This is a genomic window from Pseudomonas sp. Z1-29 (assembly GCF_051131995.1).
Lineage (GTDB): Bacteria > Pseudomonadota > Gammaproteobacteria > Pseudomonadales > Pseudomonadaceae > Aquipseudomonas.
In genome coordinates, this window is the sequence record NZ_CP071645.1 from 2538457 (window position 1) to 2560529 (window position 22073).

Annotated in this window: 19 protein-coding genes; 9 read left to right on the forward strand and 10 right to left on the reverse strand. The window is 63.6% G+C overall.

All coding sequences use genetic code 11. The features are described from left to right. Positions 1-99: 99 nt before the first annotated feature. On the reverse strand, positions 100-1836 hold the full coding sequence (locus J3P84_RS11740; RefSeq protein ID WP_434630324.1) for an IlvD/Edd family dehydratase: 1737 nt from the start codon (positions 1834-1836) through the stop codon (positions 100-102). A 193-nt stretch (positions 1837-2029) separates the two neighbouring features. On the opposite strand from J3P84_RS11740, the gene J3P84_RS11745 reads away from it, so the two are divergent. The 9 genes from J3P84_RS11745 to J3P84_RS11785 all read left to right on the forward strand — a co-directional run bounded on the left by J3P84_RS11745 (position 2030) and on the right by J3P84_RS11785 (position 9005). Beyond that, complete coding sequence (locus tag J3P84_RS11745) at positions 2030-3352, forward strand: MFS transporter (protein ID WP_434573625.1); 1323 nt, start codon at positions 2030-2032, stop codon at positions 3350-3352. 204 nt (positions 3353-3556) lie between these two features. Further along, a complete protein-coding gene (araD1, locus tag J3P84_RS11750) occupies positions 3557-4549 on the forward strand; it encodes an AraD1 family protein (RefSeq protein ID WP_434630327.1) in 993 nt (330 codons plus the stop codon). 13 nt (positions 4550-4562) lie between these two features. Then, positions 4563-6143, forward strand: coding sequence for an aldehyde dehydrogenase (NADP(+)) (locus tag J3P84_RS11755; RefSeq protein WP_434630329.1), 1581 nt, complete (start codon positions 4563-4565; stop codon positions 6141-6143). Between the two features lie 218 nt (positions 6144-6361). Beyond that, positions 6362-6658, forward strand: coding sequence for a DUF5629 family protein (locus J3P84_RS11760; protein WP_305500466.1), 297 nt, complete (start codon positions 6362-6364; stop codon positions 6656-6658). Next, positions 6645-7820: a lactonase family protein gene (locus tag J3P84_RS11765; protein WP_434630331.1), complete on the forward strand. Its 1176-nt coding sequence runs from the start codon at positions 6645-6647 to the stop codon at positions 7818-7820. Before J3P84_RS11760 ends, J3P84_RS11765 begins: the two co-directional genes overlap by 14 nt. 156 nt (positions 7821-7976) lie before the next feature. After that, positions 7977-8156 (forward strand): hypothetical protein, encoded by a 180-nt coding sequence (locus tag J3P84_RS11770; RefSeq protein WP_018611529.1) that lies wholly within the window; start codon positions 7977-7979, stop codon positions 8154-8156. 169 nt (positions 8157-8325) lie between these two features. Then, positions 8326-8451, forward strand: coding sequence for a hypothetical protein (locus J3P84_RS11775; RefSeq protein ID WP_305500469.1), 126 nt, complete (start codon positions 8326-8328; stop codon positions 8449-8451). Positions 8452-8565: 114 nt separating this feature from the next. Beyond that, the gene (locus J3P84_RS11780) at positions 8566-8751 is read left to right on the forward strand and encodes a hypothetical protein (protein WP_434630333.1); all 186 of its coding nucleotides are present in this window, start codon (positions 8566-8568) and stop codon (positions 8749-8751) included. Then, the gene (locus J3P84_RS11785) at positions 8748-9005 is read left to right on the forward strand and encodes a hypothetical protein (RefSeq protein ID WP_434630334.1); all 258 of its coding nucleotides are present in this window, start codon (positions 8748-8750) and stop codon (positions 9003-9005) included. The genes J3P84_RS11780 and J3P84_RS11785 overlap by 4 nt, the downstream gene beginning before the upstream one ends. A 134-nt stretch (positions 9006-9139) precedes the next feature. On the opposite strand, the gene J3P84_RS11790 is transcribed toward J3P84_RS11785, so the two are convergent. From J3P84_RS11790 to J3P84_RS11830, 9 genes are all read right to left on the reverse strand, one after another. Next, complete coding sequence (locus J3P84_RS11790) at positions 9140-9742, reverse strand: glutathione S-transferase (RefSeq protein WP_434630336.1); 603 nt, start codon at positions 9740-9742, stop codon at positions 9140-9142. Beyond that, a complete protein-coding gene (locus tag J3P84_RS11795) occupies positions 9739-13380 on the reverse strand; it encodes an AAA family ATPase (protein ID WP_434630338.1) in 3642 nt (1213 codons plus the stop codon). The genes J3P84_RS11790 and J3P84_RS11795 overlap by 4 nt, the downstream gene beginning before the upstream one ends. Beyond that, on the reverse strand, positions 13377-14621 hold the full coding sequence (locus J3P84_RS11800; protein WP_434630340.1) for an exonuclease SbcCD subunit D C-terminal domain-containing protein: 1245 nt from the start codon (positions 14619-14621) through the stop codon (positions 13377-13379). Before J3P84_RS11800 ends, J3P84_RS11795 begins: the two co-directional genes overlap by 4 nt. A gap of 173 nt (positions 14622-14794) precedes the next feature. Next, on the reverse strand, positions 14795-16432 hold the full coding sequence (locus J3P84_RS11805; RefSeq protein WP_434630342.1) for a BatD family protein: 1638 nt from the start codon (positions 16430-16432) through the stop codon (positions 14795-14797). Beyond that, the gene (locus tag J3P84_RS11810; protein ID WP_434630344.1) at positions 16429-18162 is read right to left on the reverse strand and encodes a tetratricopeptide repeat protein; all 1734 of its coding nucleotides are present in this window, start codon (positions 18160-18162) and stop codon (positions 16429-16431) included. Before J3P84_RS11810 ends, J3P84_RS11805 begins: the two co-directional genes overlap by 4 nt. Next, entirely contained in the window at positions 18159-19238 is a 1080-nt protein-coding gene (locus J3P84_RS11815) for a vWA domain-containing protein (protein ID WP_434630346.1), read from the reverse strand. The genes J3P84_RS11810 and J3P84_RS11815 overlap by 4 nt, the downstream gene beginning before the upstream one ends. Next, a complete protein-coding gene (locus J3P84_RS11820) occupies positions 19231-19725 on the reverse strand; it encodes a DUF4381 domain-containing protein (protein ID WP_434630348.1) in 495 nt (164 codons plus the stop codon). The genes J3P84_RS11815 and J3P84_RS11820 overlap by 8 nt, the downstream gene beginning before the upstream one ends. Further along, positions 19722-20666, reverse strand: coding sequence for a DUF58 domain-containing protein (locus tag J3P84_RS11825; RefSeq protein WP_434573652.1), 945 nt, complete (start codon positions 20664-20666; stop codon positions 19722-19724). Before J3P84_RS11825 ends, J3P84_RS11820 begins: the two co-directional genes overlap by 4 nt. A 9-nt stretch (positions 20667-20675) precedes the next feature. Beyond that, a complete protein-coding gene (locus J3P84_RS11830) occupies positions 20676-21635 on the reverse strand; it encodes an AAA family ATPase (RefSeq protein WP_039589986.1) in 960 nt (319 codons plus the stop codon). Between the last annotated feature and the right edge of the window lie 438 nt (positions 21636-22073).

Genomic DNA, 22073 nt, shown 5'->3' on the forward strand with positions numbered 1-22073 from the left:
GAGCGAGCTTGCTCGCGATAGCGGTGGATCAGTCAGCAGTGATACCAGCTGATCCGACGCCATCGCGAGCAAGCTCGCTCCCACAGGGGGGATGGGGCGTCAATGGGAGTGACGCGGCACCTCGGCGCCGCGGCAGCCCACCAGGAAGTCGAAGTCGCAACCCTGGTCGGCTTGCAGCACATGGTCGATGTACAGCTGGCGGTAGCCACCGACCAGCAATTGCTGCGGTGGCGTCAGGTCGGCCAGGCGCGCGGCGAGTTCGGCGTCGGGGATGTCCAGGTGCAGGCGGCCGCTGGCGCAATCGAGTTCGATCCAGTCACCTTCTTTCACCGCGGCCAAAGGCCCACCGGCCGCCGCTTCCGGTGCCACATGCAGCACCACGGTGCCGTAGGCGGTGCCGCTCATGCGCGCGTCGGAAATACGCACCATGTCCGTCACGCCCTGGGCCAGCAGTTTGGCTGGCAAGCCCATGTTGCCGACTTCGGCCATGCCCGGATAACCCTTCGGCCCGCAGTTCTTCATGACCAGGATCGAGTCGGCATCCACGTCGAGCTCCGGATCGTTGATCCGCGCCTTGTACTCGTCGAAGTTCTCGAACACCACCGCGCGACCGCGATGCTGCATCAGTTCGGCGGTGGCCGCGGACGGCTTGAGCACTGCGCCCAATGGCGCCAGGTTGCCGCGCAGTACGCAGATGCCGCCGTCGGCGCGGATCGGGTTGTCCAGGGTGCGAATGACTTCGTCCTGGCCGTAGATCGGCGCGTCCTTGGTGTTTTCGCCGAGGCTCTTGCCGTTCACCGTCAGTGCGTTCGGGTGGGGGATCAGGTTCGCTTCGCCGAGACGACGGAGCACGGCGGGCAGGCCACCGGCGTAATAGAACTCTTCCATCAGGAAGCGCCCGGACGGCTGCAAGTCGACGATGGTCGGCATGCCGCGACCGATGCGGGTCCAGTCGTCCAGGTCCAGTTGCACGCCGATGCGCCCGGCGATGGCCTTGAGGTGAATCACCGCGTTGGTCGAACCGCCGATGGCGGCGTTGACGCGGATGGCGTTTTCGAAAGCTTCCTTGGTCAGGATCTTCGACAGCTTCAGGTCTTCGCGGACCATTTCCACGGCGCGCATGCCGGACATGTGGGCCAGCACATAACGGCGCGCATCCACCGCCGGGATCGCCGCGTTATGGGGCAGCGAAGTGCCAAGCGCCTCGGCCATGCAGGCCATGGTCGACGCCGTGCCCATGGTGTTGCAGGTACCGGCCGAGCGGGACATGCCGCCCTCGGCCGCGAGGAAGTCATCGATGGTGATGGTGCCGGCCTTGACCTGTTCGCTCAGTTGCCAGACCACGGTGCCCGAGCCGATGTCCTGGCCCTTGTGCTTGCCGTTGAGCATCGGCCCGCCGGTGACGACGATGGCCGGCACGTCGCAACTGGCGGCGCCCATCAGCAGGGCCGGAGTGGTCTTGTCGCAACCGGTGAGCAGTACCACGCCATCAATCGGGTTGCCGCGAATCGCCTCTTCCACGTCCATGCTCGCCAGGTTGCGGGTCAGCATGGCGGTGGGGCGCAGGTTCGATTCGCCGTTGGAGAACACCGGGAATTCCACCGGAAAGCCCCCGGCCTCGATCACGCCGCGCTTGACGTGCTCGGCGATCTGCCGGAAATGCGCGTTGCACGGTGTCAGCTCCGACCAGGTGTTGCAGATACCGATGATCGGCTTGCCATGGAACTGGTGGTCGGCGATGCCCTGATTTTTCATCCAGCTGCGGTACATGAAGCCGTTTTTGTCGGCGGTGCCAAACCATTGGGCCGAGCGCAGGGAGGGTTTCTTATCAGACATGATCGATTCTCTTATTGTATGACTATATTGTTCGAGCTGAAGCGTAACATAAGCGCAATTTACGCCGTTTGGAAGTGTTGTTGGGTAAATAGTATTACTATATAGTCCGATTTAACGGAGGGGTTGTCCTGGCGGTCATTCGCGAGAGAAATCCCCCGAGGTTCTATAACAACAACAATCGGAGACCGGTCCCATGAGCCAGGAATTGCGGCTTATACGTCGCATCACACTCAAACTGATTCCCTTCCTGATCCTGCTTTACCTGATCGCGTACGTGGATCGCTCCGCCGTGGGCTTCGCCAAGCTGCACATGGGCGCGGACATCGGCATCGGCGACGCCGCCTACGGCCTCGGCGCGGGCCTGTTCTTCATCGGTTATTTCCTCCTGGAGATTCCCAGCAACCTGATGCTGGAGCGCTTCGGTGCGCGGCGCTGGTTTGCCCGGATCATGATCACCTGGGGCGCAATCACCATCGGCATGGCTTTTGTGCAGGGGCCCTATAGTTTCTACGTGATGCGCTTTCTGCTGGGCGCGGCCGAAGCCGGGTTCTTTCCGGGCGTGCTGTATTACATCACCCAGTGGTTCCCGGTGCGCCATCGCGGCAAGATCCTCGGGCTGTTCATTCTTTCCCAACCCATTGCGATGATGATCACCGGCCCAGTTTCCGGTGGCTTGCTGGGCATGGACGGCATCCTCGGCCTGCACGGCTGGCAGTGGTTGTTCATCGTCATCGGCCTGCCGGCGGTGCTGTTGACCTGGCCGGTGCTGCGTTATCTGCCGGACGGCCCGCAACAGGTCAAATGGATGGACCAGTCCGAGAAGGACTGGCTGACCGGTGAGCTGAAAAAGGACCTGGAAGAATACGGCCAGACCCGTCATGGCAACCCGCTGCATGCGCTCAAGGACAAGCGCGTCCTGCTGCTGGCGCTGTTCTACCTGCCGGTGACCCTGAGCATCTACGGCCTGGGGCTGTGGCTGCCGACGCTGATCAAGCAGTTCGGCGGCAGTGACCTGGTGACCGGCTTTGTCTCTTCCGTGCCGTATATCTTCGGCATCATTGGCCTGCTGATCATTCCTCGCAGCTCCGACCGCCTGAACGACCGTTACGGTCACCTGGCCGTGTTGTATGTATTGGGCGCCATCGGTCTGTTCCTCAGCGCCTGGTTGACCGTGCCGGTGCTGCAACTGGCGGCGTTGTGCCTGGTGGCGTTTGCACTGTTTTCCTGCACGGCGGTGTTCTGGACCTTGCCGGGGCGGTTTTTCGCCGGTGCCAGCGCGGCGGCGGGCATTGCCTTGATCAACTCGGTAGGCAACCTGGGCGGCTATATCGGCCCGTTCGTGATCGGCGCCTTGAAGGAATACACCGGTAACCTGGCGTCCGGGCTGTACTTCCTGTCGTGCGTGATGGTGTTCGGCCTGGTATTGACCGGGGTGGTCTATCGCTTGCTCGAACGCAAGCACGTATTGCCGGCTGACCAGTTCGCGGCGAGCGCCCGCGGGGCGACGCGTAGCTGATTTATTGCAGCTTTTGTGGCGAGGGAGCTTGCTCCCGCTCGACTGCGCAGCAGTCGCAATATGGGCGATGTGTTTTGCCTGAATGAACTCGGCGCCTGAAAGTAGGGGGGCTTCGCCCCCCAGCGGGAGCAAGCTCCCTCGCCACAAAAAGCCTGCAAAGCGATTCGGCGTTCATATTCAAGTTTTGTTTACAGGGAGAAACCCATGCGTTTAGTTCAGTTCGAATTGAGTAACGGCGAACGCCGCGTCGGTGTAGTTGACGGCGAGCAGGTGCGCGAAGTGCAGGGCGCCACGACGGTGCGCGACCTGGCGCTGGCCGCCATCGAGGCGGGCGTCAAGCTTGAGCAACAGGTCGACGGCCTGGGCCTGGGAGCGAGCCATGACTATGCGCAACTGCTGAGCGAATTGCGCATCCTGCCGCCGCTGGATCACCCGGACCCGGCGCACCTGCTGGTCAGCGGTACCGGCCTGACTCACCTGGGCAGCGCCTCGGCCCGGGACAAGATGCACCAACAGGCTGGCGACGAGAGCGCCATGACCGACACCATGCGCATCTTCAAATGGGGCGTGGAGGGCGGCAAACCCGCCGCCGGGCAGGCTGGCGTTCAGCCGGAATGGTTCTACAAGGGCGACGGCAGCATCGTCGTCCGTCCCGGCCATCCGTTCCCGCTGCCGCCCTTTGCCGAAGACGCTGGCGAGGAGCCGGAAATCAGCGGCCTGTATGTCATCGGTCACGACGGCAAGCCATATCGGCTGGGCTTTGCGGTGGGCAACGAATTTTCCGATCACGTCATGGAACGCAAGAATTATCTGTACCTGGCCCATTCGAAACTGCGCAGTTGCAGCTTCGGCCCGGAACTTCGCGTGGGCGAACTGCCTCAACATCTGTCCGGGACCAGTCGTATCCTGCGCAACGGCGAAGTGCTGTGGCAGAACGAATTCCTCAGCGGCGAGGCGAACATGTGCCACAGCCTCGAGAACCTCGAGTTCCACCATTTCAAGTACAGTCAGTTCCTGCGCCCCGGGGACGTGCACGTTCACTTCTTCGGCACCGCGACGCTGTCGTTCGCCGACGGCATCCGCACCCAGCCGGGGGACGTGTTCGAAATCAGCCAGGCCGAATTCGGCGCACCGCTGATCAACGGCATTGCTCCGGTAGACGCGGTGTTCAACCCAGGTACTATCGGCACACTTTAAAAGGAGACTTGCGATGAATCAGATCCTTGGCCACAACTACATCGGTGGCGCCCGCAGCGCGGCCGGCCAGACTCGCCTGCAAAGTTTCGACGCCAGCACCGGCGAGGCCTTGCCGCATGATTTCGTCCAGGCCACGGCGGAAGAAGTCGACGCCGCCGCCAAGGCCGCCGCGGCGGCTTATCCAACCTACCGCAGCCTGAGCGCGGCGCGCCGGGCCGAATTTCTCGATGCCATCGCCGATGAGCTGGACGCCTTGGGTGATGAGTTCGTCGCCGTGGTCTGCCGCGAAACCGCATTGCCGGCCGCACGGATCCAGGGCGAGCGCGGCCGCACCAGCGGGCAGATGCGCCTGTTCGCCAAGGTCTTGCGCCGTGGCGATTTCTACGGCGCGCGCATCGACCGGGCCTTGCCGGAGCGTACGCCGCTGCCGCGCCCGGACCTGCGCCAGTACCGCATTGGTCTCGGTCCGGTGGCCGTGTTTGGCGCCAGCAACTTCCCATTGGCATTCTCCACCGCTGGCGGTGACACCGCTGCCGCGCTGGCCGCCGGTTGCCCGGTGGTATTCAAGGCCCACAGTGGCCACATGGCCACCGCCGAGCATGTGGCCGATGCGATCATTCGCGCGGCTGAAAAGACTTCGATGCCGGCCGGTGTGTTCAACATGATCTACGGCGGTGGCGTCGGCGAGTGGCTGGTCAAGCATCCGGCGATCCAGGCCGTCGGCTTCACCGGTTCCCTGAAAGGCGGGCGTGCCCTGTGCGACATGGCGGCCGCGCGGCCCCAGCCGATCCCGGTCTTCGCCGAGATGTCGAGCATCAACCCGGTGATCGTCCTCCCGCAGGCGTTGCAAGCGCGCGCCGAAAGTGTTGCTCGCGACCTGACCGCCTCGGTGGTGCAAGGCTGCGGTCAGTTCTGCACCAACCCTGGCCTGGTGATCGGTATCCGCTCACCTGAGTTCACTGCCTTCACCCAGCAGGTGGCTGCGCTGATCGGCGACCAGGCGCCGCAAACCATGCTCAATGCCGGCACGCTGCAAAGCTACGGCAAAGGCCTGCAAAAATTGCTGGCCCACCCAGGCATCGAACACCTGGCCGGTCGCGAGCAGCAAGGCAACCAGGCGCAACCGCAATTGTTCAAGGCTGACGCCAGCCTGTTGATCAACGGTGACGAGGCGTTGCAGGAAGAGGTCTTCGGCCCGACCACGGTGTTTGTCGAAGTGGCGGACCAGGCGCAATTGAGCGCTGCGCTGCATGGCCTGCACGGCCAGCTCACCGCCACGATCATTGGCGAACCGGCAGACTTCGAACGGTTCGGCGAACTGACGCCGCTGCTGGAGCAGAAGGTCGGCCGCATCTTGCTCAACGGTTATCCAACTGGTGTGGAGGTCTGCGATTCGATGGTCCATGGCGGGCCTTACCCGGCGACGTCCGATGCGCGTGGCACTTCGGTCGGCACGCTGGCGATCGATCGGTTCCTGCGTCCGGTGTGCTTCCAGAACTACCCCGACAGCCTGTTGCCAGAGCCGTTGAAGAACGCCAACCCGCTGGGGATCCTGCGGCTGGTAGATGGCGTGCCGGGGCGCGAGGCGCTCTGAGGAGCTGAACAGGCCGTTGCATTCATGTTGAATGCGCCGGCCTTTTCGCGAGCAGGCTCGCTCCCACAGGGGATTTCTGGTGGGTATGAATCCTTTGTGGGAGCGAGCCTGCTCGCGAAAGCGATAGGTCGGCCAGCACCGCTTTCGAACCTTATGGCCCAAGCTCCACTCTGACATTGGGTTATCATGCCGCTTTTCCCAATGACTGACTGATCGCTATGACTGCCCCGACCGACACTCTGCTGCACGCCCTCGAACACTGCGACATGCTGATCATCGACGGGCTGCACGCTTTCGATTTTTCCCTCGACGAGCAGGACCAACTGCACGTCGAATGCATGAACGGCCGCACCCTCGAGCATTGGCGTTTCACGCCGGCACAGATGCAGGCCGCGACTTTCGACACAGCCTCGAAACATTGGGTCATCACCAGTGATTCGGGCGATCACCATCTGGAATGCGTGGAGGCGACCAGCGGCCACGACGACGAGGACTCCGAGCATGAAGATGCGTAGTTTCTGGCCATTGCTGATGGCCGGCAGCGTGGGCGCCATGGGCGTCCAGGCAGAAACCGCCGAACACTATCAATTGCTGGTGGGCTCCTACACGGCGGACCAGAGCCAGGGCATCTACCGCATGCAGTTCGACAGCCGGACCGGCCAGCTCGACGCCAAGCCCCTGCAGGTGATCAAGACGGACAACCCGTCCTGGTTGACCCTTTCCAAGGACCTGAGCCGGCTGTTCGTGGTCAACGAAAACGGCCCGGGCCAGAAAGACCCGGTGGGCAAGGTCAGCAGTTACGCCGTTAACCCCAAGACCCATGAACTGAGCCTGATCAATCAGGTCCAGTCCCTGGGCAACGAGCCGACTCATTCCAGCCTGAGCCATGACGGCCAGCATCTGCTGGTGAGTAATTATTCCGTTCTGGAAAACCCGGGCGGCACCTTGGTCGTGCTGCCAGTGGGGGCGGATGGCAAGCTCGCGCCGGTGGTGCAGTCGGGCAGTCATCAGCCGAGTCGGGTCAACCCTGAGCGGCAGAAGTCGGGGCATGTGCATTCGGCGGTGCCTTCGCCGGACGGCAAGTATGTGTTTGCCAACGACCTGGGGGCGGACAAGGTATTCGTCTACCGCTACGACCCGAAAGCCAACCCCGAGCTGCCGCTGACGCCTGCCGATCCGGCATTCGTGCAGTTGCCGCCGGGCAGCGGGCCGCGTCACCTGCTGTTCAGCAACGATGGCAAGCACGCCTGGCTGACCATGGAGATGACCGCCCAGGTTGCGGTGTTCGACTACCAGGATGGCCGCCTTACCCAGCGTCAACTGGTCGACCTCGCCGCCGGCAAGCCCCAGCCGGGTAAAGCGGCGGCAGCGCTGCATGCGTCCAGGGACGGCAAGTTCCTGTACGTCAGCAATCGGGGCACCACCAACGAACTGGTGGTGTTTGCCATCGACCCGGCGGCTGGCACGCTGAAAGAACTTCAGCGGCGCTCTGTCGAGGGCGACCATCCTCGGGAATTCAGCCTCGACCCGAGTGAAAAATTTGTCCTGGTGGCCAACCAGAAGAGCAACCAGATCGTCATCATCGAGCGTGATCCGAACACCGGCCTGCTGGGTAAAACCGTCCAGAAGCTGGCGATGGATGCGCCGAGCGACTTGAAATTCATGGTTCGTCAATAAGCTGAAGGCCCCGATTTACGGGGCCTTCGCCGTTGTATCAACAAGACTGATAGTCGCTAGTATTACAAAGCATTTCAAGACGAGACGCCTCGGCGCGTAAGTTTGCTTCACGGCCCCACCGGGCAAATCAGCAAACTGAATCCGAGGACTACCGCCATGAATCTGAATCTCTTCTCCGTTATTGCCGCTTCCGCTATCTCTGCTACCGTGGCATTGCCAGCCAGTGCCAGCATCGAAATCAGCGACAAGAAAAACCGCACCCAGAGCTACACTGAGAAATACCTGCAACAGAGCGCCAACTTCTACGCCGCACTGGATCACAAGACCCAACACTGAATCACGCTGACCCTGAAGCCTGCGATCTTTTCATTTCCTGCTGGATGCCAGCGGAGAGAAAAGATCGCAGGTTTCGTGCGTGGGCAGAAAATCCCGTTGTGATATCACATGGCCATGTGTTTAAATTTGACGCTAGTTAATTGACTCCTTACCAATAAGGATCGACACCATGGCGATGCGTCTGGCAGTGATGCTGCTGTTTCTCTACTCCACTCCGATTGTCTCGGCGGCCCAGCCAATTCCTGGAGAGCTGGAAGTGGCTCGCGAGCGATTGTTGAGCTTGGTCAACGACTGATTTCAGGGTTTCATCAATCAATAAACCTGATGGTGACTATGCATAATCGTCGCTATTCATAACGGTTTATTTGATTGATTCTGTGGGCATCGAAACATGCCCACGGAGAACCCCATGGCCCGCGCAATCCTTTCTTCCGCCAGACACGGCGCTTACATCGCCATCGGCCTTTACGTCGCATTGGTGCTGGTGGTCAGCGTCGGCGCCCAATACCAAGGCTTCGTTGATGCATCGCTGCATGCGTCGGTTTCCACTGTCGCCGCCGAACGCGGCGCAGGCAAAGGGGCTGTCGGCGCATGAGCAGATGCAGGTTCTGGGTGATTGCCTTCCTGGCGTTTATCACCAACGGGTTTTCGTTGCTTGGATTGGGGCAGGCGTCGGCGGGGTCGTTGGCGCGGACGATCGAGTGCAACCACAACATCGCCCATAACATCCTCACCGCCAGGGCATTGGGGGTGTTGGTGGGTAATCCGCCGTCGACGCCGAGGGTGGCTGAGTTTGGGCCGTTTCAGGTTGATTGCGCGGTGGTGCGCATGTGCAGCGTCGCCGCTTGAAGGGATCTACGGGCTTTTGTGGCGAGGGAGCTTGCTCCCGCTCGGCTGCGCAGCAGACGCCTTGGGTGTAGACCGAATGGGCCTGCTGCGCAGGCCAGCGGGAGCAAGCTCCCTCGCCACGACGGCGATGCAGCTCACTTGGCCATGATCGCTACGAACAGCTCGGAATCCAGGGATTTCTGCAACCAACCTTGCAGCCGCGGATAGGGCGCCTGGGCAAACCAGTCGCGATTGACATGGGCGAACTGGCGTATGAAGGGCATCACCGCCACGTCGGCCAGGCTCTGATGCTCCGCCGCCAGGAACGGACGGGTTTCAAGCAGTCCTTCCAGTTTGCGCAGAAAAACTTCGCCTTCGCTGCGGTAGTGTTCCTGCGTGTATTCGGGATGCCGCTCCGGGTATTTGTAGCGGTTCAGGTGAAGCTTGAATACCTGGTCGTTTTCCTCGATCAACGCTGCCGTCAACGCCTGGGCCTTGGCATCGTCCCGTAGCTGCCAGTCCTGCGGATCGTGTTGGGCCAAGGCCCAGTTGATGATCTCCAGGCTTTCATCGATCACCCGGCCATCGACCTGCAACACCGGCACCGTGCCTTTGCTCGAGAGTGCAAGCATCTCGGCGGGCTTGGCCTTCAGGCCGACTTCGACGATCGTCAGTTCGACCGCGCTGTAACGCAACGCCATGCGTGCGCGCATGGCATAGGGGCAGCGACGGAAGGAGTACAGCGTGGCGCGGCTCATTTCACCTCCAGCGTGCTAAGCCCATTGCCCTGGCGACGGACCTGGATCTGCACCGGGATCCGCTCGTGCATTTCCTGCACATGGGAGATGACCGCGACCTTGCGCCCCTGGGCCTGCAAGCCGTCGAGGGCGTCCATCGCCAGTTGCAGCGATTCGGGGTCGAGGCTGCCGAAGCCTTCGTCGATGAACAACGATTCGATTCTCAGCGTGCTGGACGCCATCGAAGCCAGGCCCAGCGCCAGGGCAAGGGAGACCAGGAAGGTCTCGCCGCCGGACAACGAATGCACCGAGCGCAGTTCATCGCCCATTTCCGTGTCCATTACCAGCAGGCCAAGCATGCTGCCGCCGCGCTTGAGCCGGTAACGGCGAACCAGTTGGCGCAACTGGGCGTTGGCATGGTGGACCAGCAAGTCGAGGTTGTACGCCTGGGCCAGTTTGCGGAAGCGGTCGCCGGTGGCCGAGCCAATCAAGGCGTCGAGGCGCGCCCAGCGCTGATATTCGGCATAGGCCTGCTCAATCTGTCGGGCCAGGGCCTGGTTGGCATGCTGCCGACGCTGGTCTTCAGTCTGTTCGGCACGCAACTCGGCGCAGCGCTGTTCGCTGGCGGCAAACTGCTCCTGCAGCACCGCCAAGGCTTGGGTCAGTTCTTCAGGCGGCAAATTGCCGTTGTGTTGGGCCTGGTGGTTGTGCAGGCGCTGCTCGCGTTCGGTGAGCAGGACGCGGGCCTGCTCGATGGCTTTTTCGCTGGTGAGCAGGCGTTGCCGCAGTTGACTGACCTGTTGCTCGCCGAGGCCGAGCAAGGCATCGAGCGCGGCGTCGTCGAGTTCCGGATGAGAAACGCGCCATTGGGCGATGCCGGCGGCGAGCGTCTGCTGTTCGGCCTCAAGCGACTGGGCCTGCTCATGCCGGGCCTGGAGCTCGGCAGCCAGTTGCACAAGGGTATTGCGCAACTCCTGTAGCTGCTGACCGGCCGCTGCCTCGGCATGGCGGGCCTGTTCCAGGGCCTGGTCGAGTTGTTGCTGCCATTGTTCGGCACTGGAATGTTCGCCCAGCAGTTGCGTGAGTTTTTGCTGGCAGGTCTGCTGTTGTTCATTCAGTGCGTTGAATTGCTGCTGCGCCGCTTCGAGTTGCTGCACGCGGGTCTGCTGGCGGTCCTGCTCTTTCTCCAGGGCTTGCTGGCGTTGAAGTTGTTCGCCGAGTTCTTCGCGTTGCTGTTCCAGTTGCGCCAGGCGCTGGGTGATCCGCTGGTCGAGTCGCATGAACGTCGCGGCGGGATCGCTGCGCAGGGCCTGCAAGGTATCGGCCGGCAGCAGCGCACTGAAATGCCCGAGCTCTTCGTCCAGGCGCTGGCGGTCGCGGGCCATTTCCTGTTGCTGGTTGCCCAGGTGCAGTGACGCCTGCTGGCTGGCGGTTTCCGCTTCGCGCAGTTGCTGCGCCAGGCGCGTGGCGTCCTGTTGCAGGGTGAGCAGGGCGGCCTGGCGTTGTTCGTCCTGGCTGATGCGCAGGTTCAACTGGCTGTTTTGCTGGGCCAGCCAGGCGTCGCGCTGGTCTGGATCCTGAGCCAGCAACTGTTCCGACAACGGATGGGCTTCGAGGCTTGGCGCGAGGCCTTGTTGCTGGGCGGCGAGTTGTTCCTGTTGCTGTTTGAATTCCTTGAGCTGGGCAATGACCCCACTGTATTGCGCTCGCAGATCGATGACTTTTTCATTGAGCAGGTCGACGACTCTGCGCGCATTGGCCTCTTCGCTTTCATCGAATCGGCCGAGGCTTTGCAGCAGCGCTTCGGGCTGATGGTACGGGTGTTCGACGCTGCCGCAGACCGGGCACGGCTGGTTGTCCTGCAACTGTTCGCGCAGTTGCTCGACGCTTTCGCTGCGAGCCAGGCGCTGGCGTTCCAGCAGTTCACGGGTGACAGTCAGGGTCTGTTCGGCAATGGTCAGCTCGGCCTTGGCTTCGCCGCCTTCGCGCACCAGCCGGTCGCGCTCCTGCAAGGCTTGCTGCTGGCGTCGCTCCAGCTCTGCGCTGCGTTTGTCCAGCTCCTGCTGGCTGGCCCAAAGCCGGGCCAGTTCTTCGAATGCGCGCAGTTGCTTGCGATTGTCTTGCAGCAGGTTGCCGAGCAACTGGATCTGTTCCGCCACCGCTTGCGGTTCGGCCCCGGCTTCCTTGTAGAGCACTTCGAGGTTTTGCCGGCGGGTTGCCAGGTCATCGGCGGCGCGAGTGGCGCTTTGTTCCAGCAGCGCGAGTTCGTCCTGGCCCTTGTTCAGCCGGTTGCCGATCAACATCAACTGTTGCAGGCGATCACGGTAGGCGGACCAGGCATCGCCCAGCGGTGCGAGATCGGTACTTTGTTCCAGTTCGCCGGCGATCCTTTGCAGGCGCTCATCAACCTGCCGTTGCTGTTCGAGCAGGGTGTCGATGCTGCGCTGGCCGTCGGTGCAAGCCTGTTGGACCTGTTGCAACTGTTCGGCGCCTTGGCCGGTTTCCCTGGCCAGGCGGGCGAGGCTGCTCTGTTCATCGAATGCCTGGCGTAGCAGCGGTGCGTTGTCGGCGCTCTGCTGGCGGGCGGCGGCCAAGGCCAATTGCGCCACGCCCAGGCCCTTCTCCAGTTCGGCCTGTTGCTCATGCAATTCGACTTGCTGCTGGGTCAGTTGCTGGATCCTGACTGCCAGCGGCTCCAGCTGGCGGTTCAATTCCGCCTGGCGGATGAACTGGTGCCGCTGGGGCGCCAATTGTTCCAGGCGTGTCAGTTTCAGGCGTTCGTCGGCCAGCGCAGCCCAATCGGCCTGTGCCTGTTGCAGTTGTTCAGCGGCGCTGGCCTGTTCGTCCTGCAACTGGCGCAGGTCCCTGAGCCAGGTGTGCTGCTGTTCCAATTGCTTGAGCTGTGCCTGCTGGGTCTTGAGCAGTTGCTGGGCGTCGTTGAAGCGTTGGTCCAGCTCGGCGCGGGCTTCGGCGGCCAGCGGCGTGACCCCGTTGGCCTGGTCTTGCAACTGCTTGTGGGTTTCCCTGGCCTGCTTGGCCTTGTCGAAGGCGCGGCGGCCCAGACGCGTATACAGGGCCGTGTCGGTGAGCTTTTCCAGCAGCTCGCTGCGGTCGTTGTCGTCGGCCTTGAGAAAGGCGCTGAACTCGCTCTGGGCCAGCAGCACGGCGCGGGTGAACTGCTCGAAGTTCAGGCCCAAGGCGGCTTCGAGCTGGGTCTTGTATTCGCCTTTCTGGCTGGCCAGCAGTTGGTCATTGTCCAGGTCGCGCAGGCTCTGGCGGCTGGCCTGCAATTTGCCGCCGGCTTTTTCCCGGGCGCGATTGGCCTCCCAGCGAGCCCGGTAGCGGCGCCCGTCGATACCGCGAAAATCCACTTCGGCATAACCGTCACCGGTGCCACGGCGCAGCAGCGTGCGCGGATCGCCCGTGGCGATCTCGCCATCGGCATCCGGTACCTTGGCGTCACGACCGGTGTTGTTCAGGCGCGGCACCGCACCAAAAAGCGCCAGGCACAAAGCATCGAGCAGCGTGCTCTTGCCGGCGCCGGTGGGGCCGGTGATGGCGAACAGGCCGGCGCTGGCCAACGGCTCGGCGGTGAAATCGATTTCAAATGGCCCGGCGAGGGAGGCGAGGTTCTTCAGGCGGATCGCGAGGATCTTCATGGCTGCTCGCTCTCCATCTGCACGTCTTGCAACAACACGGCAAAATCCTTGAGGGTCTGTTCGTCCACTTCGTTGCCGTAGGTGTCCTGCCAGGCACGGCTGAACAATTCGTGCGGGCTCAACTGGTCCAGTTCGACCAGCGCGGTGCCGTCCTCGACACCGCTGGAGCCGCCAGTGCCGGCGTACTCGGCGGCAATGCGCACCAGGCGCACGGCTTTGCCTTGCAGTGCCGTCTCCACTTGATGGCGCAAGTCGGGCTGCGGCTCGTCGAGGCGTACTCGAACCTCCAGCCAGGGCTGGCGCTGCACGTCCGCCAGCAGGTCGATGTCCGGCAGGTCCTTCAGTTGTCGGAGGATATCGGCCAGCGGCGCCGGGCCCAGGCGCTGCAGGTTGACGGCGCGGGGAATCAGCCGGGGTTCGACGTTCACCAGGGTTTCGCCGTCCAGGGTGACGTCGAGGATCTGGTGCTGATAGCCGATCTCGGAGAACGACAGCGGGATCGGCGAGCCGCTGTAGCGGATGCGCTCTTCACCATTGACCTTCTGCGGCTTGTGCAGGTGGCCGAGGGCGACGTAACTGATGCTCGGGCCGAAGAGGCTGGCGGGCAGCGCTTCGGCATTGCCGATGATCAGGCTGCGCTCGGAGTCCTCCGATACCGAGCCGCCGGCCATGTGCGCATGGCTGACGGCGATCAGTGCCTGGCCTTTCTTGCGTTTGTCATTGGCAGCGGCGATCAGCCATTCATGGACCTGGCCGATGCCGCGCAGGTAATCATCCCCCAACTGCGCGCCGGTGACTTCCGCCGGCCGCAGGAACGGCAGCGCCAGGCACCAGGCGCGGACCTTGCCCTTGGCGTCGGGCAATGGCAGCAACAGGCGCTCGACGTCCAGTTGTCCATCATCCAGCCACAGCACCCGGCCCAGGGCATGGGTGCGCAAGCGCCGCATCAACGGCGCCGGCAGTTCGATGCGTGAGCCGGAGTCGTGGTTGCCGGCAATCATGACGATGGTCAGGTTGGCGTTTTGTTCGTGGGCGCTGACGATGAAGTCGTACAGCCGCTCCTGGGCTTTGACCGGCGGGTTGACGGTGTCAAAGATATCGCCGGCAATCAGCAGCACATCGGGCTTTTCGCTGCCCAGTTGACGCAGCAGCCAGTCGAGGAAACAGGCGTGTTCGAAGTCGCGATCCTGGCCGTGGAGGTTTTGCCCCAGGTGCCAGTCGGAGGTGTGAAACAGACGCAAGGCAGACTCCAGAATACAGACGATGGCCGCGGGAGGAGAGGCGGCGCAAAAATGCAGAGTTTACTGGGAAACGCTGGGGAGGGGCTGCCCAACTTTGTCGGATGGACCGGCGCGGCTGTTGTGGCGAGGGAGCTTGCTCCCTTGCCACAACAGCCCTGCGCAACAAAACCGGGTTATTTGGGATAGAGCGGCGGCAGGCTCGAATCACTGGCAGCGTCCGGCGCTCCTTCCAGAGGCGGAATGGTCCGGATCGCCCGCCACAGGTCTTCCCCTTGCCAATACTGGCCGGTTTCGCTGTAGAGGGCGCCGTTCAAGCCGTCGAGGGCGTCGGACAGTGGCACGAAACGCGCCGCCATGTCGGCCAAGGTTTCCGGTTGCTGTCGAGCCCAGGCATCCAGCGCCTGGCGGGTGGCGTGCGAGTCGTTGGCCAGGCAGGCGCGCTTGAGGTCATCCAGAAGTGTGCGTGGACTCGGCCCGGCCTGGGCCGAGCGCAGGATCGCCGGTTGCCAGCGCGCGCGCCACCACAGGCCGAAGCCGAGCAACGTCGTGCAGGCCAGGATCAACGTACTGAGTTGCCAGTACCAGAGGGTTTCGCTGTCGACAGTGGTGACGATCTGAGTGGCGCCTGCGGGTGTGTCGACCATCAGGCTCGGGTTGTTCGCCACTTGCAGGGTCCGGGCCGGCAGGCTGGTGCGGTCCAGGTGGTCTTCCAGGGTGTTCCACCAGACCACTTCCACCGGCGGCAGCTCGATGGTGCCGCTACGATTGGGCACCAGGGCTTCGCGGTCCTCGCGGCTGCCAACCAGGCCGCGCTCGCTGCTGCGGCTGCTCAGCACCGGCTGGTCGGGGTAGCGCCGCAGGCCATTGATTTCGGTAGGCGGAAGCGGCGGCAACTGGGCGCTGGTCAAGCCTTCCGCCTCCAGGGTCAGGCTGCGGGTGAGCGAATCGCCGACCTGGCTGTGAGTCGGTTCCGGGCTCCAGCTTTCGCTCAAGGACAAGCTGCGCGCCGGCAGCCAGGGGAGGTCGGCCGGGTAACTGGCGGGCTTGGGCTTGACGGTCAGTTGCAGTTGCGTGGAACTGACGCGCATCAACTGGCCGGGTTTGGCGCCCGGTGCTGCGGTGCCCTGGGCCGTTGGTTCAACCAGCGTGGCGCTGAAGGTCTGGGCCGGGATCGCCAGTTCGCCGCTGCGCTGCGGGTAGATGCCGTAACGCAACTCGATGACGCCGTGGCGCACATCGTTGATGACTTTTTCGTAGGTGCGCGATTCGCCCAGTTGCTCGGTGCGCGCATCGGGAATATGCAGCGGTGTCAGGCTGCTGTCGTCGTACAGCGACACCGAATGGTAGATGCGCAGCGTCAGGATGGCCTGGGCCTGCACGTACACCTCGCGCTGGTCGAGGCTGGCTTCGATGAACACCGGCGCGAGGGTGCCAGAGGCGTTGCGGGTTTCGCTTTCGATCACCTGCAAAGTGATCGGCTGGCTGCTGACTTCGCCCAGTTGCAGCGGCGGGATCACCACCGTGCCGCTCTGACGCGGCAGCAGCGTGACGATCCAGCGGGTAGTGGCGCGATTCTCGCCGTCAAGGGTGGTCAACTGGTTGACCTGGCGGGTACCGCGCACATCAAACAGTGCCTGGAGCGGGCTCAGGTCAGGTTTGCCGAACAGCGTGGCATCGTTGGACTCCAGCGTCAGCTCGACGGTCTCCCCGGAGTTCAGGCGACTGCGGTCCACGCTGGCAGTCAGCTGCGCGGCCTGGGACCCGGCAGCCCAGAGCAGCAAGACGAGGAGATAGGCGGTGAAGCGGGTCATTGGTGTTTTTCCTGAGCCTGGTGGCTTTGCTGTTCATACCAGAATTTTCGCCTGAGCAGTTCGCCCGGGTTGTCCGGGATCTGGCGCAGCCATTGTTCCAGTGCCTGGCGCTGTTCTTCGGCGTTGCGCTGGCCCGCGGCCGGGCGCAGTGGCGGGGTGGTGGTCTGCTCGTCGGGCAGTTCGCTGCCGGGCACGTCCTCGGCGCGGGTCGGTGGCGCCTGGGACGCCGGGGATTGCTCCGGCGTCGCTGGCGCCTCGGAAGAAGGCTGGCCCGGCTCGGACGACTGATTCGGGGTATCGCTATCCGGCGATTGCTCGGTGGGCGCGGGGTCCTGGTTTTCGTCAGGCTTGGTGGTGTCCGGTGGCGCAGCCTGCTCTTTCAGCAGGCTTTCCACCAAGGCCTTGTTGGTCTGCGCCGGGCGCAGGTCCGGCTGCAATTCCAGCGCTTGCTCATAGGCATCGATCGCGGCCTCCAGTTCGCCGCTGCGGGCCAGCGCATTGCCGCGATTGTAATGCGCGCGGGCATCGTTGCTTTCAGCGAAACGCCGGGCGGCCTCGCTGTACTGGCCGGCCTCGTAGAGGGCGACACCTTGCCATTGGCTGTCCTCGAAGCGAGTGGCGGCCTCGGCCGGGCGTTTCTGCTTGAGCAGGTGCTGGCCCTGTTGATCGGGGCGCAGCCACAGGTCCTCGAATTCGAAGGCATGGCTGGTCTGCGGCAGCGCAAACAGCAGCGGCAGGCAGAACAGCCAGCCCCGACGCCCGGCGCAGGCGGCCAGCAGCAGGAGCGGCAACAGCAGCCAATAACCCTGGTCGGCCCAGGTGTCCAGGCGCAGTTTCTGGCCATCGCTGCGCAGGCGGCGCGGACCGTCCAGCAGGCCCAGGCCGCGCAGGTCGCTGTCGTCCAGGTGCGCGGGACGGTAACGGCCGTCCAGCTCATCGAGAAATGACTTGAGGCTTGGGCTGTCCAGGCGCGGCACCAGGATCGCGCCTTGGGCATCCTTCAGGTAACTGCCGTCTTCCTGGGCCACGGGCGCACCTTGACGCGTACCGATGCCGAGCATCAGCAAACGAGTGGCGGAACCGTCGAGCACCTGGCTTATGCCAAGGCGTTCCTGCTCGTTCAGGGATGAACCGATCAACAGGATCCGGCCGTGGCCGAGCCCGGCCTGGTCCAGCAACGCCATGGCCTTGTTGACGGCCAGGTCGGCACGGTGGCCGCCTTGCGGCATGATCGATGGCGCCAGGGCTTCGAGCAGGTTGGCGCTGGTGGCCAGGTCGTCGGACAGCGGCACCAGCGTATGAGCGCTGCCGGCATAGACGATGATTGCGGTCTGCGCGTCGCTGCGGTTCTGCAGCACGTCGAGCACTTTGCGCCGGGCCTGTTCCAGGCGCGTGGGCGGGACGTCGGTGGCGAGCATCTCTGGCGTCAGTTCGAGAATAACCACCAGCGGATCGGCGGGTTTCTGGCTGGTCTGTTCGACCCGCGTCCAGCTGGGGCCGAGCAAGGCCAGCACCACCAGCAGCCAGCCCAGCCCGAGGGCGATCCACGGCAGCTTGCTTTCGCGACCACTGCCACCGGTGAGCAGCACGGCATGGAACGCCGGCGGCAGGATCATTTGCCAGCGGCCCACGCGTTTCTGTCGGTGCCACAGTTGCCAGAGCAGCCAGCCCAACAGGGGCAGCAGCAAGATAAAAGCGGGACGCAGCCAATGCGGCCAGAGCGCGATCATCGGCGCCTCCGCAGTCGCAGGCGCTTGAGCCGCTGGCGCCATTCAGAGGTTTGCGAGGGTTGAAACAGCGGCTGGGTGAACAGGCGTTGCAAGGGGTTGTCCGGCCAGCGCTCACGAACCACCAGCAACATGCTCAACAGCAAGGCAACGGCCAGCGGCCAATGATAAAGCGCCTGGGCGGGACGGGCCTGGGTCGGCTGCTGGGTCACCGGTTCGAGTTGGTCGAGGGTGGTCTTGATCGCCAGCAACTGCTCGCCATCCTGGGCGCGGAAATACCGGCCGCCGGTGATCTGAGCGATTTCCCTGAGTGTCGCTTCGTCGAGATCCAGGCTGGGGTTGACGCCGAGAAATCCCGCCGTGCCACTTTGCTCCGGATCGGCACCCACGCCGATCGGGTAGATTTTCACGCTTTCGTCGGCAGCCAGCTGGGCGGCAGTCAGCGGGTCGATTTCGCCGCCGTTATTGGCGCCATCGGTCACCAGGATCAGCACGCGGCTGTTGGCCGGGCGTTGCCGCAGGCGTTTGAGGGCCAGGCCAATCGCATCGCCGATCGCCGTGTTCTTGCCGGCGATGCCGATGCGCGCCTCGTCGAGCCAGTGGCGTACGGTGCGGCGATCGAAGGTCAGCGGCGCCTGCAGGTAGGCCTGGCTGCCAAACAGAATCAGGCCGACCCGGTCACCTTCCCGACCTTCGAGAAAATCCCCGAGCATGTGCTGGACCAGCGCCAGGCGACTGATGTCCTCGTCTTTCCACTGCATGTCAGGAAAATCCATGGACCCGGAGACATCCACCGCCACCAGCAGGTCGCGACCGCTGGCGGCAATCGGCAACGGCTCGCCCAGCCACTGCGGGCGGGCGGCGGCGATCAGCAGCAACAACCAAAGCAGGATGAAAGGCGCCTGCTGGCGCCATGTCGGCAGATTGGCCCGGGCCCGGCGCCCGACCAGCCCTTCGAGGTCCTCGAGGAAACTCACTTTGAGTGCCGGTTCGCCACTGTCTGCTGCAGGCAGCACCATGCGCATCAGCCAGGGCAGCGGCAGCAGGGCGAAAATCCACGGCCAGGCGAACTCAAACATGTTTGCGAATCCACGTCTCGACCGCTTGCGTCAGGCCGGCGATGGCTTTGTCGTCAAGCTTGCATTCGGGCTTGTAGGCACCTTCTACAAGGATCATCCAGCGGGTCAGGCCGGCGGCCGGGCAGCGGTTGTCGAGGAAGGCCAGCCATTTGCGCCCGTTGAGAGTATGGCTCTGGCTGTAGGGGTAATGGTTGCGGCACAGGCGCTTGAGCAGCCCGTTGAGTTGCTGCAGCCAGGCCCCGGCCGGCGCGCCGTCGTAGGGCTTGGGCAACCGCGCCAGCTCGGCCAGCGCGGCCAGGCGCACCGGATCCAGGGGTTGCTCGGCGCGGTCCTGGGTGCGCTTGGCGGGAATGAACCGGCGCAAGTGCCACAGGCCCAGGCCCAGCAATGGCAGTAATACCAGCAGCAACCACCAGCCCGGCGCGGGCGGCCAGAAGCCGATGGTCGGTGGCGCCATCAGTGGTTGCAACTGATCGAGGCTGCTCATCGGGTTTTCCCCGGGCGCTTGGGGTTCAGGTACTCGCGCAGTTGTTCGACCATGTCGCCTTGAGTGCTCAAGGGCAGCATCAGGATCCGCAGCTTCTGCGCCAGCATTTCCCAGCGCTCCAGGCGCGCCTCGGCCTGGGCGCGGTAGGTCTGGCGCAGTTCCAGGTTCAGCGTGTCGAGCTCCAATTGCTCACCGCGCTGGGCAAACCGCAGCAGGCCGGCGGCGGGCAGGGCGTGGTCCAGCGGGTCGGACAGCGGCAGCAGCAGCAGGTCGCAATGACGCGACAGCAGGCTCAACTGCTGCTCGGCACCGTCGGAGAGGGCGCGCTCGTCACAGATCACGATCGCCAGGCTGCCGGGCCGCAGGACTTCCCTGGCCCGGCGCAAGGCGACACCAAAGGAGTCGCGGTCCGACTCGCCTTCGGTGTGCAACGACTGATTGACGCGCACCAGGCGGTTGAGCAGTTGCAGCAGGCTTTGTTTGCTGCGCCGAGGCTTGACCTCGTAGTGGCTGTTATTGCCGAACACCAGGCCGCCGACCCGGTCATTGTGCCCCAGCGCGGCCCAGCCGATCAGGCTGGCGGCCTGGGCGGCGAGTACCGACTTGAAGACCTGCCCGGAACCGAAGAACAGGCGGTGGCTTTGCTCGATCATGATGAAGATCGGCCGTTCGCGTTCTTCATGGAACAGTTTGGTGTGGGGCTCCTGGGTTCGGGCGGTGACGCGCCAGTCGATGGTCCTCACGTCGTCGCCGGCCTGGTAGACCCGCACCTGATCGAAGTCCACTCCGCGCCCGCGCAGCTTGGAATGGTGCAGGCCGATCAGCGGGCTGCGCTGGCCAGGGGTGGAGAACAACTGCACTTCGCGCACGCGATGGCGCATCTCGATCAGCTCCGAGAGGCTGACGCGGATGCCCGGGACGGGCGCCAGTGGGTTATTCATGATTCATGCTCAAGCGACAGCGACGACGTCGAGAATCCGCTGCACGACCCGGTCCTGGTCGATGCCGGCGGCTTCGGCTTCGAACGACAGGATGATGCGATGGCGCAGCACGTCGAACAGCACGGCCTGGATGTCTTCCGGGCTGACGAAGTCGCGTCCGGCCAGCCAGGCGTGGGCCCGGGCGCAGCGGTCCAGGGCAATCGAGCCCCGCGGGCTGGCACCGTAGGCGATCCACTCGGCCATCTCCGGGTCGAACTTGGCCGGGTTGCGAGTGGCCATGATCAGTTGCACCAGGTACTCCTCCACGGCGTCGGCCATGTACAGCCCGAGGATCTCCTTGCGCGCCGAAAAAATTGCCTGCTGGCTGACGCGACGTTCAGGCTTGGTTTCGCCATTCAACGCCTCACCGCGTGCCTGCTGCAGGATCCGGCGCTCGACCGCGGCGTCCGGAAACCCGATCTTGACGTGCATCAGGAACCGGTCGAGCTGTGCTTCGGGCAGCGGGTAGGTGCCTTCCTGCTCGATCGGGTTCTGCGTGGCCATCACCAGGAACAGTGGCGACAGCTCATAAGTACTGCGCCCGACGCTGACCTGCCGCTCGGCCATCGCTTCGAGAAGGGCCGACTGGACCTTGGCCGGGGCACGGTTGATTTCGTCCGCCAGCACCAGGTTGTGGAAGATCGGCCCTTGCTGGAACACGAAGCTGCCGGTTTCCGGGCGATAGATCTCGGTGCCGGTGATGTCAGCGGGCAACAGGTCGGGGGTGAACTGGATGCGATGGAACTGCGCTTCGATGCCCTCGGCCAGCTCTTTGATCGCCTTGGTCTTGGCCAGCCCGGGCGCGCCTTCCACCAGCATGTGGCCGTCGGCGAGCAGGGCGATGAGCAGGCGCTCGATGAGTTTTTCCTGGCCGAGAATCTGCGTTGAAAGAAAGGTTCGCAGCGCCAGCAGCGCTTCACGATGTTCCATCGGTGACTGTTCCTGGAAAGGGTGGCCCAGGCGTTCGGATAACGCCGGGGCTGGGGGCGATACTTTAATGCATGGCGGGGGGTGGCGACTAACGGGATTTTGATGGAGCGTGCGGATTTGTGATCGGCTTCGGTGTGGTGTGGAAACAACTACCCTGGATGGTTTATTCAGCCGGCCTGTTTCTCACGGCATACTTCGATCCCATTGTGGGAGCGAGCCTGCTCGCGATGGCGGTCTGACAGCTGGCCTGGGGTTTGTTGACTGGGAACATATCCGTTGCTGCGGTAATGGCTGCTTATGGTTCCGCTTTTACAGCGGCTCACTTTTATGAAACCCGGAAGCCGGCCCAGTCAAAAGTAAGCAAAACGCTTTTGCCCCACCACTCGGCACCTCGCTCAGGCTCGGTGTGCCCTCACTCCGGCATTGCTCCGTGGGCCG

What these genes read in the sequence shown, in the direction of transcription:
- J3P84_RS11765 (WP_434630331.1), top strand. Translation starts at nt 6,645, where the DNA reads ATGAAGATGCGTAGTTTCTGGCCATTGCTGATGGCCGGCAGCGTGGGC.
- J3P84_RS11810 (WP_434630344.1), bottom strand. Translation starts at nt 18,162, where the DNA reads ATGATCGCGCTCTGGCCGCATTGGCTGCGTCCCGCTTTTATCTTGCTG.
- J3P84_RS11830 (WP_039589986.1), bottom strand. Translation starts at nt 21,635, where the DNA reads ATGGAACATCGTGAAGCGCTGCTGGCGCTGCGAACCTTTCTTTCAACG.
- J3P84_RS11790 (WP_434630336.1), bottom strand. Translation starts at nt 9,742, where the DNA reads ATGAGCCGCGCCACGCTGTACTCCTTCCGTCGCTGCCCCTATGCCATG.
- J3P84_RS11760 (WP_305500466.1), top strand. Translation starts at nt 6,362, where the DNA reads ATGACTGCCCCGACCGACACTCTGCTGCACGCCCTCGAACACTGCGAC.
- araD1 (WP_434630327.1), top strand. Translation starts at nt 3,557, where the DNA reads ATGCGTTTAGTTCAGTTCGAATTGAGTAACGGCGAACGCCGCGTCGGT.
- J3P84_RS11740 (WP_434630324.1), bottom strand. Translation starts at nt 1,836, where the DNA reads ATGTCTGATAAGAAACCCTCCCTGCGCTCGGCCCAATGGTTTGGCACC.
- J3P84_RS11815 (WP_434630346.1), bottom strand. Translation starts at nt 19,238, where the DNA reads ATGTTTGAGTTCGCCTGGCCGTGGATTTTCGCCCTGCTGCCGCTGCCC.
- J3P84_RS11805 (WP_434630342.1), bottom strand. Translation starts at nt 16,432, where the DNA reads ATGACCCGCTTCACCGCCTATCTCCTCGTCTTGCTGCTCTGGGCTGCC.
- J3P84_RS11745 (WP_434573625.1), top strand. Translation starts at nt 2,030, where the DNA reads ATGAGCCAGGAATTGCGGCTTATACGTCGCATCACACTCAAACTGATT.
- J3P84_RS11785 (WP_434630334.1), top strand. Translation starts at nt 8,748, where the DNA reads ATGAGCAGATGCAGGTTCTGGGTGATTGCCTTCCTGGCGTTTATCACC.
- J3P84_RS11755 (WP_434630329.1), top strand. Translation starts at nt 4,563, where the DNA reads ATGAATCAGATCCTTGGCCACAACTACATCGGTGGCGCCCGCAGCGCG.
- J3P84_RS11775 (WP_305500469.1), top strand. Translation starts at nt 8,326, where the DNA reads ATGGCGATGCGTCTGGCAGTGATGCTGCTGTTTCTCTACTCCACTCCG.
- J3P84_RS11795 (WP_434630338.1), bottom strand. Translation starts at nt 13,380, where the DNA reads ATGAAGATCCTCGCGATCCGCCTGAAGAACCTCGCCTCCCTCGCCGGG.
- J3P84_RS11780 (WP_434630333.1), top strand. Translation starts at nt 8,566, where the DNA reads ATGGCCCGCGCAATCCTTTCTTCCGCCAGACACGGCGCTTACATCGCC.
- J3P84_RS11770 (WP_018611529.1), top strand. Translation starts at nt 7,977, where the DNA reads ATGAATCTGAATCTCTTCTCCGTTATTGCCGCTTCCGCTATCTCTGCT.
- J3P84_RS11825 (WP_434573652.1), bottom strand. Translation starts at nt 20,666, where the DNA reads ATGAATAACCCACTGGCGCCCGTCCCGGGCATCCGCGTCAGCCTCTCG.
- J3P84_RS11820 (WP_434630348.1), bottom strand. Translation starts at nt 19,725, where the DNA reads ATGAGCAGCCTCGATCAGTTGCAACCACTGATGGCGCCACCGACCATC.